This window comes from Streptosporangium sp. NPDC005286 (assembly GCF_040607515.1).
Lineage (GTDB): Bacteria > Actinomycetota > Actinomycetes > Streptosporangiales > Streptosporangiaceae > Streptosporangium.
This window is the reverse complement of record NZ_JBEXGU010000156.1, coordinates 1-21,417: the sequence shown is the minus strand read 5'-3', so window position 1 is coordinate 21,417 and position 21,417 is coordinate 1. Positions and strand designations below refer to the sequence as shown.

Genomic DNA, 21,417 nt, shown 5'->3' with positions numbered 1-21,417 from the left:
GCCCGGCCGCCGTCACGGCGGCGGCCGGGGCGCTCTCACCGTGCGGAAGGGGAGGCGGTCACAACTCGTCCCAGGCGGAGAGCAGCGGGTCGGCGGCGGCGGCCGGAGCCGTGATCGACCAGCGGCCCGACGGCAGGTCCAGCGAGCACGAGCCGTCGGCCAGCCGCCTGGTGGGGAGCCGCTCGGCCAGCCCCATCAGGAAGGTGCCGTTGACGGTCATACCGTCCCAGGTGCCGTGGACGGGGAGCACCGCGCGGGCGGTCACGCCGGGTGGGACGCGGAAGACGAACTGCAGACCGTCGGGCCCGGCGCGCCATCCCGACTCGACGGTGCCCGCGGGGCTGTCGTACCTGGCGTGCGCCTGCCGCAGCAGCGGGACGGGGCCCGGCCGCAGCAGCGGCTCGGTGAACCCGCCGTTCACCCCGCGGGGGTCGTCGCCGACACCGGCGACGTGGCGGAAGAGCCAGTCGCCGACGCAGCCGTAGGCGTAGTGGTTGAAGGAGTTCATCGTCGGGGTGTGCATGCCCCGCCGGTGGTGCCAGGCGTCCCACCGCTCCCACATGCTGGTCGCGCCCGCCCGCAGCTGGTAGCGCCAGGAGGGGTGCCCCTCCTGGTTGAAGACCCGGCAGGCGACGTCGTGGTGGCCGGTCTCCGAGAGCGTCGGCAGCAGCAGCGGCGTGCCGACGAAACCGGTCATGAGCCGGTGGCCGTCCGCCCTGACCAGCTCCGCTAGCGCCGCCGCGGTCCGGGCACGGTTCTTGGGCGGGACGAGGTCCCAGGCCAGGGCGAGGGCGTACCCGGTCTGGGTCTCGGTGCGCAGCCGGTGTTCGGTGAGGAAGGCCCGCTGGAAGGCGCCCGAGACCATGGTCGAGGCCTCGCCGTACTCCCTGGCGTGCGGCTCGCCGAGCACGCCGGCGACGTCGGCGATCAGGCGCAGGCTCCGCGCGAGGGCGGCGGTGGCGATCAGGCTCTTGGGCGTCTCCACGGTTCCGGGGGCCAGCCAGTCGCCCAGCGCCCGGCCGGGGCGGACCCCGTCGTCACACTGCGCCAGGCAGTAGTCGGCCCAGCGCCGCATCGGCCCGTACGCCCGGCGCAGGGTCCGGTCGTCGCCGTAGCGCCGCCACAGCAGCCAGGGCACCTCCACGATCGCGTCGGACCAGACCGGCGAGTCGAACCCGTACTCGGGCAGTACCGGGGCCACGTGCGGGACGGCCCCGTCCCGCCGCTGGCCGTCGATCAGCGTCGTCACCCAGCCGGAGAGGAATGCCTGGGTGTGCCGGAGGAAGCTCAGCGTCGAGGCGAACACCGAGATGTCGGCGGTCCAGCCGGCCCGTTCGTCACGCTGCGGGCAGTCCATGGGCACGCTGAGCAGGTTGCCCTCGGCGGAGGCGACGATGTTGGAGACCAGCTGCCTGACGGCGGGGTCGGAGGCGGTCAGGGTGCCGGTGACGGGCAGCGCCGAGGACAGGAGCACCGCCTCGGCGTCACCCGCGGACATGCCGCCCGGCCATCCGGTGACCTCGGCGTAGCGGAACCCGTGGAAGGTGAACGCGGGCTCCGCGACGTGGCATCCGGCGGGGAGGAGGAACTCGTCGCGCTGCTCGGCCGTGCGCAGGTTGGCGTCGTAGAGACGGCCGGTCGCGGTGAGCTCCTCGCCGTGGCGGACCACCAGATGGACCGGGTACGGCGTGTCGATCCGCAGCCGGAGCCGCCCCACGACGTTGCGGCCGAAGTCGAGCAGGTGAACGCCGGGGACGGGCTCGGTGACCGACGCCGCGGCCAGGGTGCCGATCTCCCGCACCGGGGGAGCGGGATCGGCCTCCACCAGCAGACCGGGCGGCGGCTGCGCCACGGCCACGGCCCGCTCCCGGCCGGAACCCGCGAGCCGCGCGGTTCCGCCCCGGCCGGGTGGGGTTTCGCCGGTGCGGGGCGAGGGTTCGAGATCGGGGGAGGAGACGAGGTGGACGGTCTCGCCCATCACCAGGTCGGCGCGGGGCATGCCCAGGTCTCCGGCCGTCCAGCCGGGGCCGGTGGCCGCGAGCGGATGAACGCCCTCCGGGTCGCGCAGGAACAGCCGCGCGCTGGCGGCGGGGTGGTCGCCGTATCGGCGCGGCCCGCCCGCCGCGACGTGACCGGCGTACCAGCCGGGGGCGAGCCAGATCTCCAGCAGGTTCTCCCCGGTACGGAGCAGCGCGGTGACGTCGGCCAGCCGGTAGCGGACCCGGCGGCCGTAGTCGGTCCAGCCGGGGGCGAGTTCCTCGTCGCCGAGCCGTTCACCGTTCAGCAGCGCCCGGTAGACGCCCAGCGCGGTGGTCGCCAGCCAGACCCGTCCCGGCCGAGGCTCCCAGCAGAACGTCCCGCCGAGGCGGACGGCGCCCTCGCCGCTCTCGTTCCCGCCGTCCTCGACCCAGGGGGCGTCCCAGGCGCCGCCCGCGCGCAGGCCGGTCACGAAGGTGCCGCCGAGGTGCCCGGCGACCGACCAGGTGTACGGGGTGAGCGGCTCCAGCGCCTCTTCCGGGACATCGGCCCAGCTCGTACCCGGCGGGAGGTCCCGCGCCCACACCTCGCGCCCGCCGGTGGACACCGTCAGCCGCTCGGGATGGAGCAGCCTGGCCGCCCAGGACAGGCGCGGGGAGGGGTCGTCGACGCCGACCGGGTCGGTGAGCCCGCAGGTGTGGCAGGCGACCGCCTCGGCGGGCGGGGAGGAGCCGACCGGCACCTGGCCGCCCGAGACGGCCCGTGCCATGCCGGGGGTTCCCGGGACGTGGATCATGCGCCGAGACCCGTCGTGAAGGCGTTGTGCAGTCCGTCGATGTCGACCCCGTGCAGGCTGGGTGCCATCACGTTGATCAGCAGTACGAAGCAGGCGTCGTGGTCGGGATACATCCACCACTGGCATCCGGAGGCGCCGCCGTGCCCGTAGAGCCGCCGCTCCAGCAGGCCGGGCGCGGAGTGGCGCAGGTTCCAGGTCAGCCCCCAGTCCTGGCCGGCGTTGACCGGGTCGGGCTGCAGCTTGACCAGGCCCGTGGTCTGGGGTTCCGTCATGGCGGCCAGCGTGATCGGGTGGACCGGCGCCCGGTCGCCGCGGAGCAGGGCGCTGCCCAGCGCGAGCAGGTCCTCGGCACGGGAGAACAGGCCCCCGGCCGGATGCCGGAGCCGGACGAACCTGTCGTAGTCGATTCCGAGCAGCTCGACGGCCTTGACCTCGGCCGGGTCGCAGGCCGGGTCGAAGGTGATCCGCCCGCCGCCGGGCACCAGCGCGTTCAGGTCGGTGTCGATCACGTCGGCCAGATCCCTGCCGGTGACATCCCTGATCATCTCGGAGATGCCGGCGAAGCCGATGTTGCAGTACTGGCTGAGCGTGCCCGCCTCGAACAGCGCGGGGGCGGCGATCAGGTGCTCCACCAGGTCGTCCGGGGTGAGCGTCTGCTCGGCGATGCCGCTGGTGTGGGTCAGCAGGTGCCAGAGCGTGACCTCGTCGGAGCGCAGCCCGCCGAAGCCGGGCACCGCGTCACGGAGCGGGCGGCGCAGCGAGAGCAGGCCCCGCTCCACCTGGCGCATGGCCAGCAGGCCGACCAGCGGCTTGGTCACCGAGAACAGCGCGAAGTGGTCGTCGGCGCGGGTCGCGCGCCCGTCGTGCTCTCCGAAGGACTCCAGCAGCACCGTGCCCTGCGAGGTGGCCGCCCCGAGCACCGCGCACGGGAGCTTCCCCTCGCGGACCATGCGCCTCACCCACTCGACGGCGAGCGCGAACGGTTGGTCGGTCATCCTTTGAGTGCTCCTTCTGTGAGCCCGGCGAGGACATGCTTCTGCGCGAACACGTACACCGCCACCAGCGGCAGCGTGGTCAGCAGGACGTGGGCGAAGACGAGGTTCCACTGCAGGGTCTGCAGCGTGCCGGAGGCGAACTGGAAGAGGGTGAGGGGCAGGGTCGCGTTGTCCTGCCCCTTGAGGAGGAACAGCCCGAAGAAGAAGTCGTTCCAGACGTTGATGACCAGGATGACGCTCCCGACGAAGAGCACCGGGCGCAGCAGCGGCAGCAGGATGCGCGCGAAGATCTGCGGCCGGGACGCCCCGTCGATGGCGGCGGCGTCCTCCAGGTCGGGCGGGAAGGCCCTGACGAACCCGGTGGCCAGAAAGACCACGATGCCCAGCCGGGTGCCGATCAGGACCAGCGCGTAGCCGAACGGCGTGCCGTCCAGGCCGAGCCCGCGCAGCACGTGGACGGTCGGGATGATCGACGGGGGGATGAGGATCGACAGGCTGAGTACGAAGTAGGTCGCGCGCAGCCACCGCGAGTCGCCTCGGCCGTAGGCCCACGCCGCCGCCGCGCCGAGCAGCAGCACGGCCAGCACGACGGGTACCGCGATCATGAGGCTGTTGGCGAGCCCGCCCAGGTAGTCGCCGGTGTCGACGACGGTCGTGTAGTTCTCGACGATCGCCCACTGCCGGGGCAGGCCGAGGCCGAGTTCGGCCGCCTCGCCCGCGGGCTTGAAGGAGTTCACCACGACCAGCCAGAACGGCACGACCACCCAGGGGATCGCGAACAGCGACAGCAGCGTGTACTTGACGACTCTCATCCGGTGACCTCCCTGCGGCGCAGCCACCAGACCAGGGGTACCGCCGTCGCGATCACGAGCAGCGTCACCGTGAGGCTGAGCGCGCTGGCGGAGCCGAAGAACCCCTGCCCCCACTGCTGGCGCATGACGATGTTCAGTGCTCTGGTGTGGTCGCCGGGGCCGCCGCCGGTGGTGGCGGCGATCACGTCGTAGGCGCTGAGCGCGCCGACCAGGGTGACCGCGACGTTGAAGGTGATCGCGGGAGCCAGCAGCGGGAACCTCACCCGGGCGAAGCGGGTCCAGGGGCCCGCGCCGTCGACCGTGGCCGACTCGATGAGCTCCCTGGGCACCGAGTTGAGGCCCGCGATGTAGACGAGGGTGATCAGCCCGCTCCACTTCCAGGCGTCCACGAACGCGACCGTGAGCAACGCGGTCGCGGGCTCGCCCAGCCAGGCCCAGTCGATGCCGAGGAAGGAGTTGACCGGGCCCGCCGGATCGAGGATGCCCCGCCAGATGTAACCGGCGGCCAGCGGCGAGACGAGAGTCGGCAGGAAGAACACCGACCTGAACACGGTGTTGACCCGGTCCGTCCGCTGCAGGGCGAGCGCGAGGCTCAGGCTGACGGTGTTCTGGATGGCCATGCACAGGATCGCGTAGAGCACGGTCACCGTGACGGCGTTCGTCAGGAGATCCTGCTCGACGAGCGTGCGGAAGTTGTCCAGGCCGCTCCAGGTGATCTCCGAGCGGAACCCCGTCCAGGCGGAGAAGGCGAAGCGGGCGTTGAGCGCGAACGGCAGCGCGAAGAAGAGCGCCACCAGCAGCACGGCGGGCAGCGCCCAGGGCAGCCAGCCCCGCCGCCCGGGGTCCCCGGTCTCGCCGCCGCCCCCGCCGGCGGGGTGCGGGGCGGGGGGTGTGGTCTCGGTGCCCGGGGGACGCTCGCGCGGGGGTACCGAGGTCACCATCCGGGCAGCCCGGCGGCCTTCGCCGCCTGCTCGACCTGGCCCTGCAGCTGGGTGGCGGCCTTCTGTGGGTCCTTCTGCCCGGCGATCAGCTCCGACATCAGCGGCGCCAGCCCGGCCATGCCGGGGATGTCGGAGTTGAAGGCGACGACGGCGCCGTTGTCGTACGCCTTCTTGACGTCCTGGAGCACGGGGGAGACGTCCTGCGGACCGTCCACCCCCTGGAGCACGGGGAAGGTCTTCGCGGACTTCACGTAGTCGGCGTAGGCGGGGCCGGTCATGAACCGGACGAAGTCCAGCGCGGCCTGCTCCCGTTCGGCGTCGCCCGTCTTGGGCAGGTAGAAGGTGCCGATCGGCCCCGGCGCGTACGTCACCACGGCCTTGGTGCTCGACAGCCCGGTGAACCCGACGGTGTCGTCCACCTTCTGCTGGTCGCCGCCGGCGGCGGCGAGCATGGCCGGCAGCATGTCGGAGTGCTGGGCGACCATGGCGGCCTTGCCGGTCACCAGGGCCTTCATCGAGTTCTCGAACGTGGCGGTGGTGATGTCCTTGTTGAAGCAGCCGTCGTCCTGCAGTTTCCGGTAGGAGCTCAGCCCGGCCACGAACGGCGAGCCGGGGTCGGCCAGCGAGGCGGTGTGGCCCGCGATGGCCTTGCCGTAGGCGTTGGCCTCGTTGCTGGCGCTGACGTACAGCAGCGGCAGGATCTGCACCGGCCAGATGGATCCGCCCGACTCGAACACGGGCGTCACACCCTTGGCGGAGAGCGCGCGGCAGGCCGCCGAGAGCTCGTCGAACGTTCCCGGGGGCTTGACGCCCGCGTCGGCGAGGACCTTCTTGTTGTAGTAGAGGCCGAAGACCTGGGGGAAGCCGGTGATGGCCGCGTAGACCTTTCCCCCCGTGGCGCCCGCGCTGCTGTAGAGGTCGCCGGACCTGGCGACGTACGCCTCGCCGGACAGGTCCCTGAGGTTCTCCGACGGGTTCAGGGCGAGCAGGTTGCTCACCGTGGCGTGGTATTCGAGGATGTCCGGCCGCTCGCCGGTGGCCCACTTGGTCTGGGTGCTGTCCTCGAACCCGTCGGAGGGGATCGGGACCAGCTCGATCGTGTGGCCCGACTCCCGCTCGAACCGCTTGTACATCTCCACCAGCGGGGCGGGGTCGGCGGTGTTGTGCCAGAGCGTCAGCGTGACCTTCCCGCCGTCGGTTCCGCCTGGTTCGGCGGCGCCGCCACAGCCCGCCGCGGTGAGGGTGAGGGCGGCGCAGGCCGCAGCTCCCAGCAGTCGTTTCGATACCCTCATGCTCGTTATTCCTGTTCGTCACGGGGTTGGTGATAGCCGGCCTCCGGGCGGACGCCTGCACGCCTCCGGGCCACAAGACATGCGGGTTTCCGTCATGTTTCGTAGAACGTTCTCCATTGTTAGACCAGGGGCGTTTGCGGCGTCAAGGGCCACGTTCGAGGTGACCAACTCGTTAAGAAGCGGTAAAACTCGGGTCTGGCGGGGATGGCTTCGACCGGGTACCGTCGCCTCTGCATTGCCAGAATGTATTTCGTTCTACACTCGGGCGCCGCGCTCGCCCGGCGATTTGCCCCTGCTTCCCCCCGAGGCTCGCCGCGGGGCCGTTCCCACTTTCGCCTACCGAAGGACTCGCGTGACCACAGGATCAGCACCGCGCCGGGTGACCATCGCCGACGTGGCAGGCCGGGCCGGCGTCTCCACGGCCGCCGTGTCCAAGGTGCTGCGCGGGGCCTACGGGGTCAGTCCCGGCATGCGGGCCAAGGTCCGTGAGGCCATGGACGAGCTCGGCTACCGGCCGCACGCCGCGGCCAGGGCCATGCGAGGCCGTACCTACACCCTCGGTGTGATGCTGTCCGACACCAGGAACCCGTTCTTCCCCGACATCATCGAGGGTGTCACCGGCCGGCTGGTCGGCACCGAGTACCAGGTGCTGCTCGGCCCCGGCGGGGACGAGCCCAGAAGTCAGGCGAGGATGACCGACGCGATGATCGACCGGAGCATGGATGGAATCATCCTGATATCTCCGGTCATGTCGAGTGCGGAACTCGCCGCCATCGCCACCACGACGCCGATCGTGGTGATCGGCCGTCACGGAAGTGCCGCCGAGTACGACTCCGTGGTCGACGACGACGTCGTCGGCGCCCGCCTGGTGGTCGACCACCTGGCCGATCTCGGCCATCGGCGGATCGCCCACATCACCCATCTCGACCGGGGCCGCGCCTCCGGCGCCGACTCCCCGCAGGCCGTCCGCGCCGAGGGCTACCGCCAGGCCATGCGCGCCAGGGGCCTGGCGGAGGGGATCGACGTGGTGGCCACCTCCTTCACCGAGGAGGGCGGCTACGAGGGGGCGCGGCAGCTGCTCGCCCGGCCGGCCAGGCCCACCGCGATCTTCGCCGGCGCGGACGTCGCGGCCCTCGGGGTGCTGCGCGCGGCCTACGAGGCCGACTTGTCGGTCCCCGGTGACCTGTCGGTCGCCGGATACGACAACATCGGCATCGCCTCCCTCAAGCCCATCTCCCTGACCAGCGTCGACCAGGACGGACACGTCATCGGGGCCACCGCGGCGCGCCTGCTCGTCGAGCGCATCGAGGGCCGCGGGCGGTCCGTCCTGTCCTCCGTCTCACCCACCCTCGTCGTCCGCGGCACCACCGGCCCACCGGCCGGACGGGAGTGACCGGACGGCGTCGACCCGCCGCTGACCGGGATCTCCTGAAGCACCCCGCCCCGGCACGAGCATCCCGTTGAGCGGTCCCCGCGAGGGACCGCCATGTCACCGTGTTCCGACGCGAAGGAACCCCCCATGAAACGTCTCATCCTCATCGGACCGATGCTGCTCGCCCTCACCTTCCCCGTCTCCCTGCCGGGAGCCGCGCTCGCCGCCCAGGCGACGACCTGCCCGGTGCGCATCGACCCGGCGAGCTTCGCGAGCGAGGCCCGCCTGCTCGAACTCGCCGAACGGCAGGAGGACTTCGGCCCCCGGCCGACCGGCTCGGCCGCCCACGACGACTACATCGACTGGCTGGAGGACGAGATCGGCGCGGTCCCCGGCGTCCAGCTCTCCTCGCTGCCCTACGAGATCGACCGCTGGGACGGCCTCGCCACAGGGCTGACCGTCGGCGGCCAGGACGTGGCGGTCGCCGCGCCCGTGCCCTTCTCCTCCTCCACCGGGCCGGGCGGGGTGACCGCCCCGCTCACCTACCTGCCCGCGGGCACCGCCATCACCGCGGCGAACGCCGCAGGGAAGATCGTCGTCAGGGATCTGCCCTGGTCGACGGTGCCCAACCTGCTCTTCTACCCGCCCCTGCTCGGCTACCACATGTACGACCCCGGCCTCACGATCAACCTGCTCGGCTCCGACTCGATGGAGGCCCCCGCCGGGGCCGACACCGACCTCAAAGCCGCCGCCGCGGCGGGCGCGGTGGGGGTGCTGGAGGTGAGCCGCCTGCCGCACGACCAGATCGAGGGGATGTACGCGCCCTACGAGGGTCTGCCGTACCAGGTTCCCGGCGCCTATCTCGGCGTCGACCAGGGCGAGCGGATCAAGCAGGCGCTCGCCGCCGGGCAGCCGGTCGAGGCCGTGCTGACCGTCGACGCGGCGTGGACGCCGAAGACGACCCGCACCGTCCTCGCCACCCTGCCCGGGGTGAGCGAACAGAAGATCGTCGTGGAGAGCCACACGGACGGCATGAGCCCGGTGTGGGACAACGGCCCGCTCACGATGGTGGAGATGGCCCGCTACCTGGCGTCGCTGCCGGTGAGCTGCCGCCCGCGTACGGTCCAGTTCGCCCTCGTCACCGGCCACCTCTACCAGCACCTCACCGGACCCGGCGTCCGTGAGGGAGGCGCGGGGCAGCTGGCGGCCATGCTGGACGCCGAGTACGACCAGGGCAAGGTCTCCTCGGTCGTCGTCCTGGAGCACCTGGGCGCCCGGCGCTACGACGCGGTCACCCGCGCCGGAGGACTGCCCGGACTGGAGCTCGTGGCCGATCCCTCGCTCACCGAGCTGCTCTGGGTCCCGGTCAGTGAGAGCACGCCCCTGCGCGAGCTGGTCAAGGGCCATGTCCAGCACTGGGACGTGCGGCGCACGGCCGTGCTGAAGGGGCTGTCGGCGGCCGACCTGGGCACCGTGCCGCACCATTGCGGCTTCGGGGGCGAGGGCACGCCGTACAACCGGCACCTGCTGCCGACCATCGCGCCGATCGCGGCCCCCAAGACGCTCTTCTCACCGCGTTTCGGGGCCGAGGCGATCGATGTGGCGGTGATGCGCCGGGCGTCGCTGGCCTTCACCGACGTCGTGCTCGACCTCGGCACCATGCCACAGGCGGACGTCGCGGGCGACGTCACGTTCATGCGCGCCCAGCGTGCCTCGGGTACGCCGGGGTGCTCGTGAGCATCGACCGCGAGGCCCTGGTACGGCGGCACGCCGTGGTGCTGACCGAGCCGGACGCGGAGTCCCCGCTGACCGTCGGCAACGGCGAGTTCGCCTTCACCGCCGATGTCACCGGGTTGCAGACCTTCCCCGCCTTCCACGCCGCGAGCATGCCGCTGGGCACCCAGTCGCAGTGGGGCTGGCACACGATGCCCAACCCCCGGGGCTTCACCCTGGAGGACGCGATGACCGGCTACGGCCGGGCCCGCTATCCCGACCGGCACCGGATGACCTTCGGCGGTCCGGTGGCGCCGGAGTTCGAGGCCGGTACGTGGCTGCACGGCAATCCCCAGCGGATCGACCTGGGCAGGATCGGGCTCGACCTCGGCGAGCACGCGGAGATCACCGACCTCACCGGCGTCCACCAGCGGCTCGACCTGTGGAGCGGGCTGCTGCGCAGCTCGTTCACGCTCGACGGCGTGCCGTACGAGGTGGAGACGGTCTGCCACCCCGGACGCGACCTGCTGGCGGTGCGCGTCACCGGCGGGGCGGCGGTGACGATCGCCTTCCCGTACGCCTGTGCGGCCTGGAACGTGGCCGCCGACTGGGACGGTCCGGAGCGGCATGTCACCGGCCACGTCGTCGGCGCCGCACGCTGCGACTTCACCCGGGTGCTGGACGGCGACCGCCACCACGTCGCCCTCGCCTGGCAGGGGCCGGCCCGGCTCACGCCCATCGCCGAGCACCGCTACCGGCTGGAGGGCGCCACCGAGTTCGTGGTGGCCTTCGGGCTCGACCCCGCGGAGCCCGGCCTTCCCGGATTCGCGGAGGTCCGCGCGGCCGCCGCCCGGCACTGGGCCCGTTTCTGGACCGACGGCGGCGCGGTGAGCTTCGAGGGCAGCTCGGATCCGCGCGCGCCCGAGCTGGAACGGCGCGTGGTCCTCTCGCAGTACCTGACCGCGGTCAACTGCGCGGGCTCGCTGCCGCCGCAGGAGACCGGCCTGGTCTGCAACTCCTGGAGCGGCAAGTTCCACCTGGAGATGCACTGGTGGCACGCGGCGCACTTCCCGCTGTGGGGAAGGCCGGAACTGCTGGAGCGCAGCCTGCCGTGGTACCGGAGCATCCTTCCCATGGCGCGGGCCACGGCCGCCGGGCAGGGGTGTCGCGGGGCCCGCTGGCCCAAGCAGGTCGGCCCCGAGGGCAGGGAGAGCCCCAGCACGATCGGGCCGTTCCTGATCTGGCAGCAGCCGCACCCGATCTACTTCGCCGAACTCCTCTACCGGGTCCGGCCGGAGGCACTGCACGACTACCGGGACCTGGTCTTCGAGACCGCGGAGTTCATGGCGTCCTTTCCCGTTGAGGAGGACGGCCGCCACGTACTCGGGCCGCCGCTGATCCCGGCGCAGGAGTCGTACGCGGAGATCAGGACGACGGTCAGGAATCCCACGTTCGAGCTGGCCTACTGGTGGTGGGGGCTGGAGACCGCGCAGCGGTGGCGTGAGCGTCTCGGCCTCGCCCGGGACCCGGAGTGGGAGAGGGTGCGGGACGGGCTGGCCGCGCCGTGCGTCAGGGACGGCGTCTACGCGGCCATCGCGGTGGAGCCGTACACGCTCAGGACGGACCACCCCTCGATGACCGGGGCCCTGGGCCTCGTTCCGGCGACGCCGCTGATCGATCCGGAGACCATGCGGGCCACCCTCGACGACGTGCTGGAGACCTGGGACCTGCCGAGCACCTGGGGCTGGGACTACCCGATGCTCGCCATGTGCGCGGCCAGGCTGGGCGAGCCGGGCAAGGCGGTTGACGCGTTGTTGATGGACGCGCCCAAGAACGCGCATCTGGTCTCGGGTCACAACCGGCAGTGGCCCGGGATCCTGCCGCTCTACCTGCCGGGCAACGGCGGCCTGCTGGCGGCCGTCGCGCTGATGGCGGCGGGCTGGGACGGCGGGCCCGACAGGTGCGCGCCAGGCTTCCCCGCGGGCTGGAACGTCCAGGTGGAGGGGGTGCGGGCGATGCCCTGACCCGGACGCGGCACCCGTGCCCTCGCGGCGCGGGTGCCGCGGGTCAGCCGAGTGCCCTGTCGGCCGTCGCGCGGTCGGCGAGCAGCGTGACCGTGTAGTGCAGCACGTCCTCCTCCAGCGTGGACAGCCGCTCCGCGTTCCCCGCGCGCACCTCGGCGGCGATGAACTCGGTGACGCCGAAGACGATCAGGGCGGGCACGCTCTCCCTGACCGGTCCCCGGGAGGGGGTCTCCGCCCTGGCCCGCGCGGCGAGGGCGCGCAGCATCTCCAGGAAGGGCAGGTAGGCGCGGTCGCGCTGGTCCATCGCCCGCCGGCCCGCCGCGGGGAGTTCGACGAAGTAGGCGCGGGCGTACTCGGGACGGTCCTGCCACCACCGCAGGTAGGCGTGCAGGCCCTGGCGGACGGCGGCGACCCAGTCGTGGCCGGTGCCCTCGGCCGCGGACAGGATCGTCTCGACCACACCGGGCAGGTCCCGTTCGCACAGGGCGAGGAAGCAGGCCTCCTTGTCGTGGAAGTTGGCGTAGAAGGCGTTGCGCGAGACCCGCGCGGCGGCGATCACATCGGGCACGGTCGTGGCGGCGTACCCCCGGGCCGCGACCAGCAGCAGCATCGCCTGGATCAGGCGGTCGCGCTGCGAGGTGCGGACCACTTCTGGGGGCAGCCCGTGACGGCCGCGGGGGAGGGGCTCACCCTCCGGAATTTTCTTCCGATCCTGTCTTGACATCAATCACAGATCGTACTTCCCTCTGTTAGGAGACGTTCACGTCTCCAAAGAATCGGTGAGGTGACCATGGAAGACAAGGGCATGTCCCGGCGGCGGGTCCTGCGCGTGGCGGCGGTCGGGCTGCTGTCGGCGGGCCTCGTGTCGCGGACCACCCAGGCGGTGGCGGCCGGCACGATCGAGTCGCACTACGCGGTCCGGGGCCCCTGGGCGGTCACCGCCTCCGACGCGGGCGACGCCTCGGGAACCTACCGGCTGCACCACCCGGCGGACCTCGGTGCCGGTGGCTTCCGGCACCCGATCGTCACCTGGGGGAACGGCTCCCACGCCACCCCCGCCCTCTACCCCGGCGTGCTCGACCAGCTCGCCTCCTGGGGCTTCGCCGTGATCGCCTCCACCGACACGACCACCGGGACGGGCACCGAGATCCTCGCCGCCGCGCAATACCTGGTGGCGAGGAACGCCGACCCCGCGAGCCCGTTCCATCAGAGGCTCGACGTGACCAGGGTCGGCGCCGCCGGGCACTCCCAGGGCGCGGGCGGCACGGTCAACGCGGCCAACCTCTCCGCGGGGCTCGTCACCACGGCCGTGCCGATCGCACTGCCCGCGCAGCTCTGGGTGGGGGCCGGCGACCGGTTCCAGGTCTCCCAGCTGGCCTGCCCCGTCCTGTTCATGAGCGGGGGCAACGACTGGCTGATCTCACCGGCCTCGGCGCTGCGGGGCTACTACGACCAGGTGCCCGGGGCGGCGGCCATGGCACTGCTGAAGGGCGCGGGTCACAACGACATCCAGGGCACCGGCGGCGGCTTCCTCGGCTACCTGACGGCCTGGCTGATGTACCGCCTCCAGGACGACGCCTACGCCCGAGGCGCCTTCGCCGGGAGTGCCCCCGAGTTCACCGCCAACACCGCCTGGCAGAACCAGGCCGCCAAGAACCTCCCGTGACCAACACGCCGACGCGGCCCGTCGGCAGGAGGGCGCCAGGCACCTCCCTGCGGCCCCGGGCCGCCGAGAACCTCCCTTGACCACCTCATCCCGCGCGGTGCCCACCGTACGGGATCACCCCCCAGGAGAACCGCGATGGCGGATCTGACACGGCGCCGGCTGCTCGCGGCCGGCGCGCTCTCCCTGGCCGCGCCCAGCGTGCTGGCGGCCTGCGGCGCAGACCGGCCCGAGCGGCCCGATCGGCAGGCCCAGGACGGCAGGCCGCACGGCGAGGTCAACGTCTGGCTGCACGGCTCGCAGGAGACGGGCCCGCAGTTCGAGAAGCTGGTGCACCGCTACATCGACGAGTTCGGCGTGGACGTCAAGCTCCTGTACCTGCCCGTCGCCCAGCTGGACGCCAAGCTGCTGACCGCCTTCGGCGGCGGCACCCCACCCGACGTCTTCAAGATCGGGCACTGGAGCTTCCCCTCCCACGCCGGAAAGGAGCGGCTGGCGCCCATCGACCCCCGGGCGTTCGGCGCGCCGGACGTGGCGACCGTCCTGGGACGGTACGAGCCGGGGACGGTCGCCCCGCTGAGCTACCGCGGCCAGGCGTACGGCGTGCCGATCGACCTCAACCCCGCCATGCTGTACTACCGCAGGGACCGCTTCGAGGAGGCCGGTCTCGACCCGGACAAACCTCCCGCGACCTGGGAGGAGGTCGCCGACCACAGCAAGAGACTCACCTCGGCCGACGGCAGGCGGGTGGGCCTGCAGTGGCTCTACGGCGACCCGCAGTGGGCGCTGATGACGCTGACCGCGCTCATCAAGGGCGGCGGTGGCGAGCTGGTCAGCGCCGACGGCACCCGCGCCTCCCTCGACACCGAGCACGGCATCCGGGCCCTGGAGTACTTCGCCGGGATCGGCAACCCCAGGCTCTCCAACCCGCTCGGCGCGCTCGGGCTGTTCTACTCGGGTGAGGCCGCCATGGTCGTCAGCGGGGCCTTCCTCGGTCCCGCGCTGGAGCGGCTCGGCGAGGACACCCTCAAGCCGGGCAAGGACTACGGCGTGGCGCCCATGCCCCGCTGGGAGGGCGGCAGGGCCGTCGTGCCCGCCTACACGTGGGGCTGGGGCGTCGCCGCCGCGTCGAAGAACGGCTTCACCGCCTGGCACTTGATCAACTACCTCCAGGGGCGGGAGTCGGTCACGGCCAACCTGGAGAACGGGATCGTCATCCCGGCCACCGGCTGGCGGGACGCCGGGCCGCGCGGCACCTCCGAACTGATGGGGATCGCGGCCTCCGGCATACCCGACGCCGACTTCGGGCCGGCCATCCCCGCCGCGCTGGAACTCGCCAAGGCCGCCTCCAGCGCCTGCGACGCCGTGGCCCACGGCCGCTCCACGCCCGCCCGGGCGGCCAAGGACTTCGACGCCACCATACGGCTCGCGCTGTGAACGCGGTGACCGTGGACACCGGGCGCGCGGGCCGCCCGCCCGGCCGTCCGGGCCGCCCGTACCGGGACCCGAGCCGTCCGCGAACGGAACCGGGCCGCCCGCCCGGGGCACGCGGTGACGTGGCGGGCACCCGATGACCCTGACCACCGAGGCCGTCGAGGCGCCCGTACCCGCACCCCCGCCGAGGCCGGGGAGCGGGCGCGGTAGGTCGCGCCGGGAGGCCCGATGATCCTGACCACGAAGGGCGTCGAGGCACCCGTGTCCGCGGCCTCGCCGGGGCCGGGGAGAGGCGGGCGCGGCAGGTCGCGCCGGGAGGCGGGGGCCGGGATCGTGCTGACGATCCCGGTGGCCGTCTTCTTCGTCGTCTTCTGGCTCGTGCCGTTCTGCGGTGCCGTGTACCTCAGCTTCACCGACTACGAGATGGCCGGCGCCCCGCAGTGGATCGGGCTGGACAACTACGCGCGGATGCTCCAGGATCCTGGGGTCTGGAACTCGGCGTGGATCACCGTCGTCTACACGGTCTTCACGGTCCTGCCGACCATCCTGCTGGCGCTGCTCGTCGCGGTGCCGCTCAGCGGGCCCGGCCGCCTCAACCGCGTGCTCCGCTCGCTGGTCATGGTGCCCGCGGTGATGCCGCTGGCCGCGACGTCGATGGTGTGGGTCATCATCTACTCCGACCGGGGTCTGGCGAACACGCTGCTCGGCGCCGTCGGCATCGAGCCGCAGTCATGGCTGACCGACTCGGACCTGGCGATCTGGGCGCTGGTCGTCATGGTCGTCTGGAAGAGCCTGGGGCTGTTCGTCATCATCCTGACGGCCGGGTTGCAGGCGCTGCCCCGGGAGGTCTACGAGGCCGCGGCGATCGACGGTGCCGGGCCCGTCACCACGTTCCGCAGGATCACCGTCCCGCTGCTCCGCAGGACCCTGCTGTTCGTGCTGGTCATCTCCGTCGCCGGATCGATGCAGGCCTTCGTGCCCGCCTTCCTGCTCACCGGCGGCGGCCCGGCCGACGCCACCCAGGTGCTGCCCTACTACATCTGGGCCAACGCCTTCCCCTACGAGCACATGGGCTACGCCTCCGCGCTGGCCATGATGCTGCTGGTCGCGATGCTGGTCGTCTCGATCGTCCAGTTCGGCTTCCTGCGGGGTGGGGACGAATGAGGGTGCTCCGGACCGTCTGGCTGCTGAGCGCCGTGGGCGCGATGCTGCTGCCGATCTACGTGATGCTCGTGGTCGCCTCCGCTCCCGACGACACCGACCTCGGCGGGCTGGTCTTCAACGGTTTCCACCTGCCGCAGAACCTCGCCGAGCTGTTCGCGGGCGAGGGCTTCCCCGTCTACTTCCGCAACAGCGTGATCTACTGCGTCGGCAGTGGGGCGCTGGACGTGCTCTTCTCCTCGGCGGCCGGCTACGCCCTGGCCCAGCTGTCCTTCCCCGGCAGGCGCGTGCTGTTCGCGCTCGTGGTCGGCACGCTCGCGCTCGCCCCGATGGTCATGATCATTCCGGTGTTCCTGATCGTCAAGGAGCTGGGCTGGGTGAACACCTTCCAGGGGGTGATCGTCCCCGGCATGATCAGTGCCTTCGGCGTCTTCCTGGTCCGCCAGTTCGCCCTCGGCATCCCCAAAGAGCTGATCTTCGCGGCGCGCGTCGACGGGGCGGGGGAGCTGCGCATCTTCCTCCGGGTGGCGCTTCCGCTGTTGCGGCCGGCGCTGGTGACGCTCTTCCTCATCCACTTCCTCGCCCAGTGGGACAACCTGCTCTGGCCGCTCATCGTCGCCAACGACCCCGCACTGTGGTCGCTGCCCGTGGGACTGGCCAACTTCCAGAGCGAGCACGGTTTCAACTACCACCTCATGACCGCCGCCGCCCTGGTCACCGCCGTGCCGCCGTTCCTGCTGCTGGCCGGGCTGCAGCGCTACTACGTGGCGGGGCTCACCTTCGGAGGGGTCAAATGACGGTCCCGGACACCGCCGAGATCATGGCGTGGATCGAGACGATCACGGCCAGGGGGATCCGGCGCCCCGGATACCCCGCCGACGCGTGGACGGAGAGGTGGGCGGCCGGGCTGCTGGCGGGCTTCGGGCTCGACGTGCGCCTCGCACCGGTCGAGGTGCCCACCTGGCACCCTGTCACCGCCACGCTCCGCGCCCACCTGGACGCCGACCCGTCCCGCGCCGTCGAGGTGGCGGCCTTCGCCCTGCCGTACACCACCCCGAAGGCGACGGTGACCGCGCCGCTCACCCGGTCGGCGGTCCCCGGTCGCATCGCGGTGCGCGAGCACACCTTCGCCGAGCTGCCCCAGGCCCTCGTACGGGAGATCGCCACCGCCGTGCACGACCCCGACGGCGACTTCGACGGCCTGGTGCAGACGCTGCCGTTCGCGCCCGGCTACCTGGAGGATCTCGACGGGGCGGTCACCTCGGGGGCGGCCGGGTACGTCGGGGCGCTGACCGGCCTGCCGTGGGAGACGCGCGACTACTACGTGCCCTACGACGCGGTGCACCGGTCCGTACCCGCGGTCTGGTTGTCGGCGGCCGACTCGCGGCGGGTGCTGGCGCTGATGGACGAGGGGCCCTGCGCCGGCACGCTGTCCGTGGAGTCGGAGACCTCGACCGCGATCTCGCACAACGTGATCGCCACCCTGCCCGGGCGGGGCGACGGCTGGGTGATCGTCGCCTCGCACCACGACGCCCCCTGGGCCTCCGCGGTGGAGGACGCCTCCGGTGTCGCGCTGGTGCTGGCCGCCGCCAGGCACTGGTCGCGGGTGCCGGAGGAGGACAGGCCGCACAACCTGCTCTTCCTGCTGACCGCCGGGCACATGGCTCACGCGGCGGGCACCCGGGCATTCATCGAGGAGAACCGGGCCCTGCTGGACCGGGTCGTGCTCCAGGTCCACCTGGAGCACGCGGCCCGCGAGTGCCGCGCGGAGGGCGGGACGCTGGTGCCCACCGGTGCCCCCGAACCGCGCTGGTGGTTCACCACCCGGCGCCCCGAGCTGGAGCGGCTCGTCGAGCGGGCGCTGGTCGCCGAGGACCTGCGCAGGTCGTTCGTGCTGCCGCCCGACGTGTTCTCGCCGATGCCGCCGACCGACGGCGCGTTCTTCCACCCGGAGGGGGTGCCGCTGGTGCACTTCCTCACGGCCCCCATGTACCTGTTCGATTCCGCCGACACCCTCGACAAGGTCGACGAGGCGAGCCTGGTGCCGCTGACCCGCGCGGCGATCCGCATCGTCGAGGGCACCGAGGGATGGAGCCCCAGATGATCGTGCGAACCCCCTCCGGCCTCGTCAGGGGCCGCTTCGACGGGACGGTGGCCTCCTTCCTCGGCATTCCGTACGCCGCCCCGCCCTTCGGTGAGCACCGCTTCGGCGCGCCCGTCCCGCCGCCCGCCTGGGACGGGATCCGCCCGGCGCTCCTGCCGGGCGCGGCGGCGCCGCAGCGCGTCACCGACGACATCGGGCTGTACGCCCCCGAGGTGTTCGCCTCCGGAGAGGACTGCCTCAACCTCGACGTCCACACCCCCGACCCCGGTGCCGCCGGCCTGCCGGTGCTGGTCTGGTTTCACGGCGGGGCCTTCGCCATCGGCGGCAACGGGGCCGCCTGGCACCGCGGACACCGCTTCGCCCGCGACGGCGTGGTGTGCGTCTCCGCCAACTACCGGCTGGGCTTCGAGGGGTTCCTCGCGCTGGACGGGGCGCCGCTCAACCGGGGCGTGCTCGACTGGCTCGCCGCGCTGGAGTGGGTGCGCTCCGCCGTCGCGGCGTTCGGCGGTGATCCGGGCAACGTGACGATCGCGGGGCAGTCCGCGGGCGGCGCGGCGTGCGTCACCCTCCTGACGATGCCCCGCGCGGCGGGCCTGTTCCGCCGGGCGATCGTGATGAGCGGGTCGGCGAGCCTGGCCGTATCGGAACAGGGGGCCCGCGGGTACGCCGGTGAGCTCGCCGCCCGTCTCGGCGTCCGGCCGGCCAGGGAGGACTTCCTGACCATCCCACCCGCCGCGCTGGTGGCCGAGCAGCCGCCGCCGCTGTCGGGCGGGGAGTCCGGCGCGTTGAGCGGGGCGGTGCCGATCCAGCCCGTCGTGGACGGCGACCTGGTGCCCTCCGTGCCGCTGGACGCGCTGCGCGCGGGGGTGGGCGGACACATCCCGCTCCTGGTCGGCTGCACCTGTGACGAGGCCGGTGTCTTCGTGCGCGCGATGGCGCGGGGGATCGACGAGGCGACGGCCGCGGCCGTGCTGGCGCAGATGGGCCTGCCGCCCGGCTACCGGGACGCGCATCCCGGGTTGCCGCCCGAGGAACTCGTCGGCAGGGCGGCCGGCGACCATCTGTTCCGCAGGGAGACGATCTGGATCGAGGAGGCCCGCGCGGCCACCGCCTCCGCCCCGACCCACGCCTACGAGTTCCGCTGGGAGTCGCCGGTGCCCTCTCCCATCGGAGGCGGGAAGGTCGGCGCCGCGCACAACATCGACCTGCCCTTCGCCTTCGACGTGCTGGACGCGCCGGGCGTCGAGCGTACGGCGGGGCAGCGGCCCCCGAGGGCGCTCGCCGAGGCGATGCACGGAGCCTGGGTGCGGTTCGCCCGCGACGGCGACCCGGGATGGCCCGGCTACGACCGCGCCCGCAGGCAAGTAATGATCTTCGATACCGAGTCGGAAGTCGCCGACGATCCCCTGCGGCCGCAGCGGCACCTCTTGCGGGAGCCGTGAGCGGCGTGCACCTTGTTACTCAGCGACCGGAGGTTTTCCACATGCTGTCCTACTCGTGCGCCGTCTCGGGCGCCCCCCTCCTCGGTGAGACCATCGGCGAGAACTTCGAGCGGATCGTGGCCCGCTTCGGCGACCGGGAGGCCCTGGTCGATCTGCCGGGCGAGCGCCGCTGGACCTACGCCGAGCTGAACGCCGACGTCGACCGGCTGGCCCGGGCCCTGATCGTCTGGGGCATCGCCAAGGGGGACCGGGTCGGGATCTGGTCGCCCAACTGCGCCGAATGGGTGATCGTCCAGTACGCCACCGCGAAGGTCGGCGCGATTCTGGTCAACGTCAACCCCGCCTACCGCGGTCACGAACTCGACTACGTCGTCCGCCAGTCCGGAATGCGGCTGCTGATCAGCGCGGTGAGCCACAGGACGAGCGACTACCGCGCGATGGTCGCCGGGATAGGCTTCGCCGACGTCGCCTACATCGGCGAGGAGAGCTGGCACCGCCTGCTGGCCGGGGCTGCGGGCGTCGGCCCCGAGCGGCTGCGCGAGCGCATGGCCTCGCTGACCTTCGACGACCCGATCAACATCCAGTACACCTCGGGCACCACCGGCTTCCCCAAGGGTGCGACCCTGTCGCACCACAACATCCTCAACAACGGCTACTTCGTCGGCGAGCTGGTCGGCTACGACGAGACCGACAGGGTCTGCCTGCCGGTGCCCTTCTACCACTGCTTCGGGATGGTCATGGGCAACCTCGGGGCGACCTCCCACGGGGCCTGCGTCGTCATCCCCGCGCCGGGCTTCGACCCCGCCGCCACCCTGCGGGCCGTGGAGCGGGAACGCTGCACCTCCCTGTACGGGGTGCCGACCATGTTCATCGCCGAGCTCGGTGAGCTCGGCCGCACCGGGTACGACCTGTCGAGCCTGCGCACCGGGATCATGGCGGGCTCGCCCTGCCCGGTGGAGATCATGAAGCGGGTGGTCACCGAGATGAACATGCGCGAGGTGGCGATCTGCTACGGGATGACGGAGACCTCGCCGGTGTCCACGATGACGAGGGTCGACGACGACCTGGCCCGCCGTACCGAGACGGTCGGCCGGGCGATGCCGCACATCGAGGTCAAGATCGTGCACCCGGAGAGCGGCCTGACCGTCCCGCGCGGTGAGCCCGGCGAGCTGTGCACCCGCGGCTACTCGGTGATGCTCGGCTACTGGGACGAGCCCGCCAGGACCGCCGAGGCGATCGACGCCGCCCGCTGGATGCACACCGGCGACCTGGCCACCATGGACGACGACGGCTACGTCAACGTCGTCGGACGCATCAAGGACATGGTGATCAGGGGCGGTGAGAACGTCTACCCCCGCGAGCTGGAGGAGTTCCTGCACGGCCACCCGGACATCGACGACGTCCAGGTGATCGGTGTGCCCGACCCGAAGTACGGCGAGGAGCTGATGGCCTGGATCGTCATGCGGTCGGGGGCCGTCCCGCTGACGGCCGAGGCGGTCAAGGACTTCTGCGCCGGGCGGCTGGCCCACTACAAGATCCCCCGCTACGTCCACCTGGTCGACGGGTTCCCCATGACGGTGACGGGCAAGATTCGCAAGATCGAGATGCGCGAGCAGGCGATGCGGCTGCTCGACCTCTGATCCCCGTCCTCGCTCCCGCCGAGCCGGACAGCGGCCGGCACTTCACCGGAG

Annotated in this window: 16 protein-coding genes; 10 read left to right on the top strand and 6 right to left on the bottom strand. The window is 72.2% G+C overall.

Translation table 11 applies throughout. From position 1 onward, the window contains the following. Positions 1–58: 58 nt before the first annotated feature. The 5 genes from ABZU75_RS36805 to ABZU75_RS36785 are packed head-to-tail and all read right to left on the bottom strand — an operon-like array spanning position 59 to position 6,813. A complete protein-coding gene (locus tag ABZU75_RS36805; RefSeq protein ID WP_355564835.1) occupies positions 59–2,773 on the bottom strand; it encodes a family 78 glycoside hydrolase catalytic domain in 2,715 nt (904 codons plus the stop codon). After that, complete coding sequence (locus ABZU75_RS36800; RefSeq protein ID WP_355564832.1) at positions 2,770–3,768, bottom strand: serine hydrolase domain-containing protein; 999 nt, start codon at positions 3,766–3,768, stop codon at positions 2,770–2,772. Before ABZU75_RS36800 ends, ABZU75_RS36805 begins: the two co-directional genes overlap by 4 nt. Continuing rightward, positions 3,765–4,580, bottom strand: a complete 816-nt coding sequence (locus ABZU75_RS36795; RefSeq protein ID WP_355564829.1) for a carbohydrate ABC transporter permease — start codon at positions 4,578–4,580, stop codon at positions 3,765–3,767. Before ABZU75_RS36795 ends, ABZU75_RS36800 begins: the two co-directional genes overlap by 4 nt. Continuing rightward, the gene (locus ABZU75_RS36790; RefSeq protein WP_355564826.1) at positions 4,577–5,521 is read right to left on the bottom strand and encodes a sugar ABC transporter permease; all 945 of its coding nucleotides are present in this window, start codon (positions 5,519–5,521) and stop codon (positions 4,577–4,579) included. The genes ABZU75_RS36795 and ABZU75_RS36790 overlap by 4 nt, the downstream gene beginning before the upstream one ends. Further along, the gene (locus ABZU75_RS36785; protein WP_355564823.1) at positions 5,515–6,813 is read right to left on the bottom strand and encodes an ABC transporter substrate-binding protein; all 1,299 of its coding nucleotides are present in this window, start codon (positions 6,811–6,813) and stop codon (positions 5,515–5,517) included. The genes ABZU75_RS36790 and ABZU75_RS36785 overlap by 7 nt, the downstream gene beginning before the upstream one ends. Before the next feature lie 352 nt (positions 6,814–7,165). Between ABZU75_RS36785 and ABZU75_RS36780 the strand changes: the two genes are divergently transcribed. The 3 genes from ABZU75_RS36780 (at position 7,166) to ABZU75_RS36770 (ending at position 11,922) form a co-directional block, all read left to right on the top strand. Then, on the top strand, positions 7,166–8,206 hold the full coding sequence (locus tag ABZU75_RS36780; RefSeq protein WP_355564820.1) for a LacI family DNA-binding transcriptional regulator: 1,041 nt from the start codon (positions 7,166–7,168) through the stop codon (positions 8,204–8,206). 126 nt (positions 8,207–8,332) lie between these two features. Continuing rightward, positions 8,333–9,922, top strand: coding sequence for a hypothetical protein (locus ABZU75_RS36775; RefSeq protein WP_355564817.1), 1,590 nt, complete (start codon positions 8,333–8,335; stop codon positions 9,920–9,922). Next, positions 9,919–11,922 carry a hypothetical protein gene (locus ABZU75_RS36770; protein ID WP_355564814.1) on the top strand — a complete coding sequence of 668 codons (2,004 nt, stop codon included), beginning with the start codon at positions 9,919–9,921 and terminating at the stop codon, positions 11,920–11,922. The genes ABZU75_RS36775 and ABZU75_RS36770 overlap by 4 nt, the downstream gene beginning before the upstream one ends. Positions 11,923–11,965: 43 nt before the next feature. On the opposite strand, the gene ABZU75_RS36765 is transcribed toward ABZU75_RS36770, so the two are convergent. Continuing rightward, a complete protein-coding gene (locus ABZU75_RS36765; protein WP_355564811.1) occupies positions 11,966–12,646 on the bottom strand; it encodes a TetR/AcrR family transcriptional regulator in 681 nt (226 codons plus the stop codon). A 66-nt stretch (positions 12,647–12,712) separates the two neighbouring features. Between ABZU75_RS36765 and ABZU75_RS36760 the strand changes: the two genes are divergently transcribed. The 7 genes from ABZU75_RS36760 (at position 12,713) to ABZU75_RS36730 (ending at position 21,366) form a co-directional block, all read left to right on the top strand. Further along, positions 12,713–13,588, top strand: a complete 876-nt coding sequence (locus ABZU75_RS36760; RefSeq protein ID WP_355564838.1) for an alpha/beta hydrolase — start codon at positions 12,713–12,715, stop codon at positions 13,586–13,588. A 135-nt stretch (positions 13,589–13,723) separates the two neighbouring features. Beyond that, a complete protein-coding gene (locus ABZU75_RS36755) occupies positions 13,724–15,022 on the top strand; it encodes an extracellular solute-binding protein (RefSeq protein ID WP_355564808.1) in 1,299 nt (432 codons plus the stop codon). A 225-nt stretch (positions 15,023–15,247) separates the two neighbouring features. Continuing rightward, positions 15,248–16,183 carry a sugar ABC transporter permease gene (locus ABZU75_RS36750; protein ID WP_355564805.1) on the top strand — a complete coding sequence of 312 codons (936 nt, stop codon included), beginning with the start codon at positions 15,248–15,250 and terminating at the stop codon, positions 16,181–16,183. Then, the gene (locus ABZU75_RS36745) at positions 16,180–16,977 is read left to right on the top strand and encodes a carbohydrate ABC transporter permease (RefSeq protein ID WP_355564802.1); all 798 of its coding nucleotides are present in this window, start codon (positions 16,180–16,182) and stop codon (positions 16,975–16,977) included. The genes ABZU75_RS36750 and ABZU75_RS36745 overlap by 4 nt, the downstream gene beginning before the upstream one ends. Then, positions 16,974–18,284, top strand: coding sequence for a M28 family peptidase (locus ABZU75_RS36740; protein WP_355564799.1), 1,311 nt, complete (start codon positions 16,974–16,976; stop codon positions 18,282–18,284). The genes ABZU75_RS36745 and ABZU75_RS36740 overlap by 4 nt, the downstream gene beginning before the upstream one ends. Further along, positions 18,281–19,726 carry a carboxylesterase family protein gene (locus tag ABZU75_RS36735; protein WP_355564796.1) on the top strand — a complete coding sequence of 482 codons (1,446 nt, stop codon included), beginning with the start codon at positions 18,281–18,283 and terminating at the stop codon, positions 19,724–19,726. Before ABZU75_RS36740 ends, ABZU75_RS36735 begins: the two co-directional genes overlap by 4 nt. 41 nt (positions 19,727–19,767) lie before the next feature. After that, a complete protein-coding gene (locus ABZU75_RS36730) occupies positions 19,768–21,366 on the top strand; it encodes an AMP-binding protein (RefSeq protein ID WP_355564793.1) in 1,599 nt (532 codons plus the stop codon). Positions 21,367–21,417: the final 51 nt, after the last annotated feature.

What these genes read in the sequence shown, in the direction of transcription:
- ABZU75_RS36760 (WP_355564838.1), top strand. Translation starts at nt 12,713, where the DNA reads ATGGAAGACAAGGGCATGTCCCGGCGGCGGGTCCTGCGCGTGGCGGCG.
- ABZU75_RS36795 (WP_355564829.1), bottom strand. Translation starts at nt 4,580, where the DNA reads ATGAGAGTCGTCAAGTACACGCTGCTGTCGCTGTTCGCGATCCCCTGG.
- ABZU75_RS36730 (WP_355564793.1), top strand. Translation starts at nt 19,768, where the DNA reads ATGCTGTCCTACTCGTGCGCCGTCTCGGGCGCCCCCCTCCTCGGTGAG.
- ABZU75_RS36755 (WP_355564808.1), top strand. Translation starts at nt 13,724, where the DNA reads ATGGCGGATCTGACACGGCGCCGGCTGCTCGCGGCCGGCGCGCTCTCC.
- ABZU75_RS36745 (WP_355564802.1), top strand. Translation starts at nt 16,180, where the DNA reads ATGAGGGTGCTCCGGACCGTCTGGCTGCTGAGCGCCGTGGGCGCGATG.
- ABZU75_RS36740 (WP_355564799.1), top strand. Translation starts at nt 16,974, where the DNA reads ATGACGGTCCCGGACACCGCCGAGATCATGGCGTGGATCGAGACGATC.
- ABZU75_RS36805 (WP_355564835.1), bottom strand. Translation starts at nt 2,773, where the DNA reads ATGATCCACGTCCCGGGAACCCCCGGCATGGCACGGGCCGTCTCGGGC.
- ABZU75_RS36735 (WP_355564796.1), top strand. Translation starts at nt 18,281, where the DNA reads ATGATCGTGCGAACCCCCTCCGGCCTCGTCAGGGGCCGCTTCGACGGG.
- ABZU75_RS36750 (WP_355564805.1), top strand. Translation starts at nt 15,248, where the DNA reads ATGATCCTGACCACGAAGGGCGTCGAGGCACCCGTGTCCGCGGCCTCG.
- ABZU75_RS36800 (WP_355564832.1), bottom strand. Translation starts at nt 3,768, where the DNA reads ATGACCGACCAACCGTTCGCGCTCGCCGTCGAGTGGGTGAGGCGCATG.
- ABZU75_RS36765 (WP_355564811.1), bottom strand. Translation starts at nt 12,646, where the DNA reads ATGTCAAGACAGGATCGGAAGAAAATTCCGGAGGGTGAGCCCCTCCCC.
- ABZU75_RS36785 (WP_355564823.1), bottom strand. Translation starts at nt 6,813, where the DNA reads ATGAGGGTATCGAAACGACTGCTGGGAGCTGCGGCCTGCGCCGCCCTC.
- ABZU75_RS36775 (WP_355564817.1), top strand. Translation starts at nt 8,333, where the DNA reads ATGAAACGTCTCATCCTCATCGGACCGATGCTGCTCGCCCTCACCTTC.
- ABZU75_RS36790 (WP_355564826.1), bottom strand. Translation starts at nt 5,521, where the DNA reads ATGGTGACCTCGGTACCCCCGCGCGAGCGTCCCCCGGGCACCGAGACC.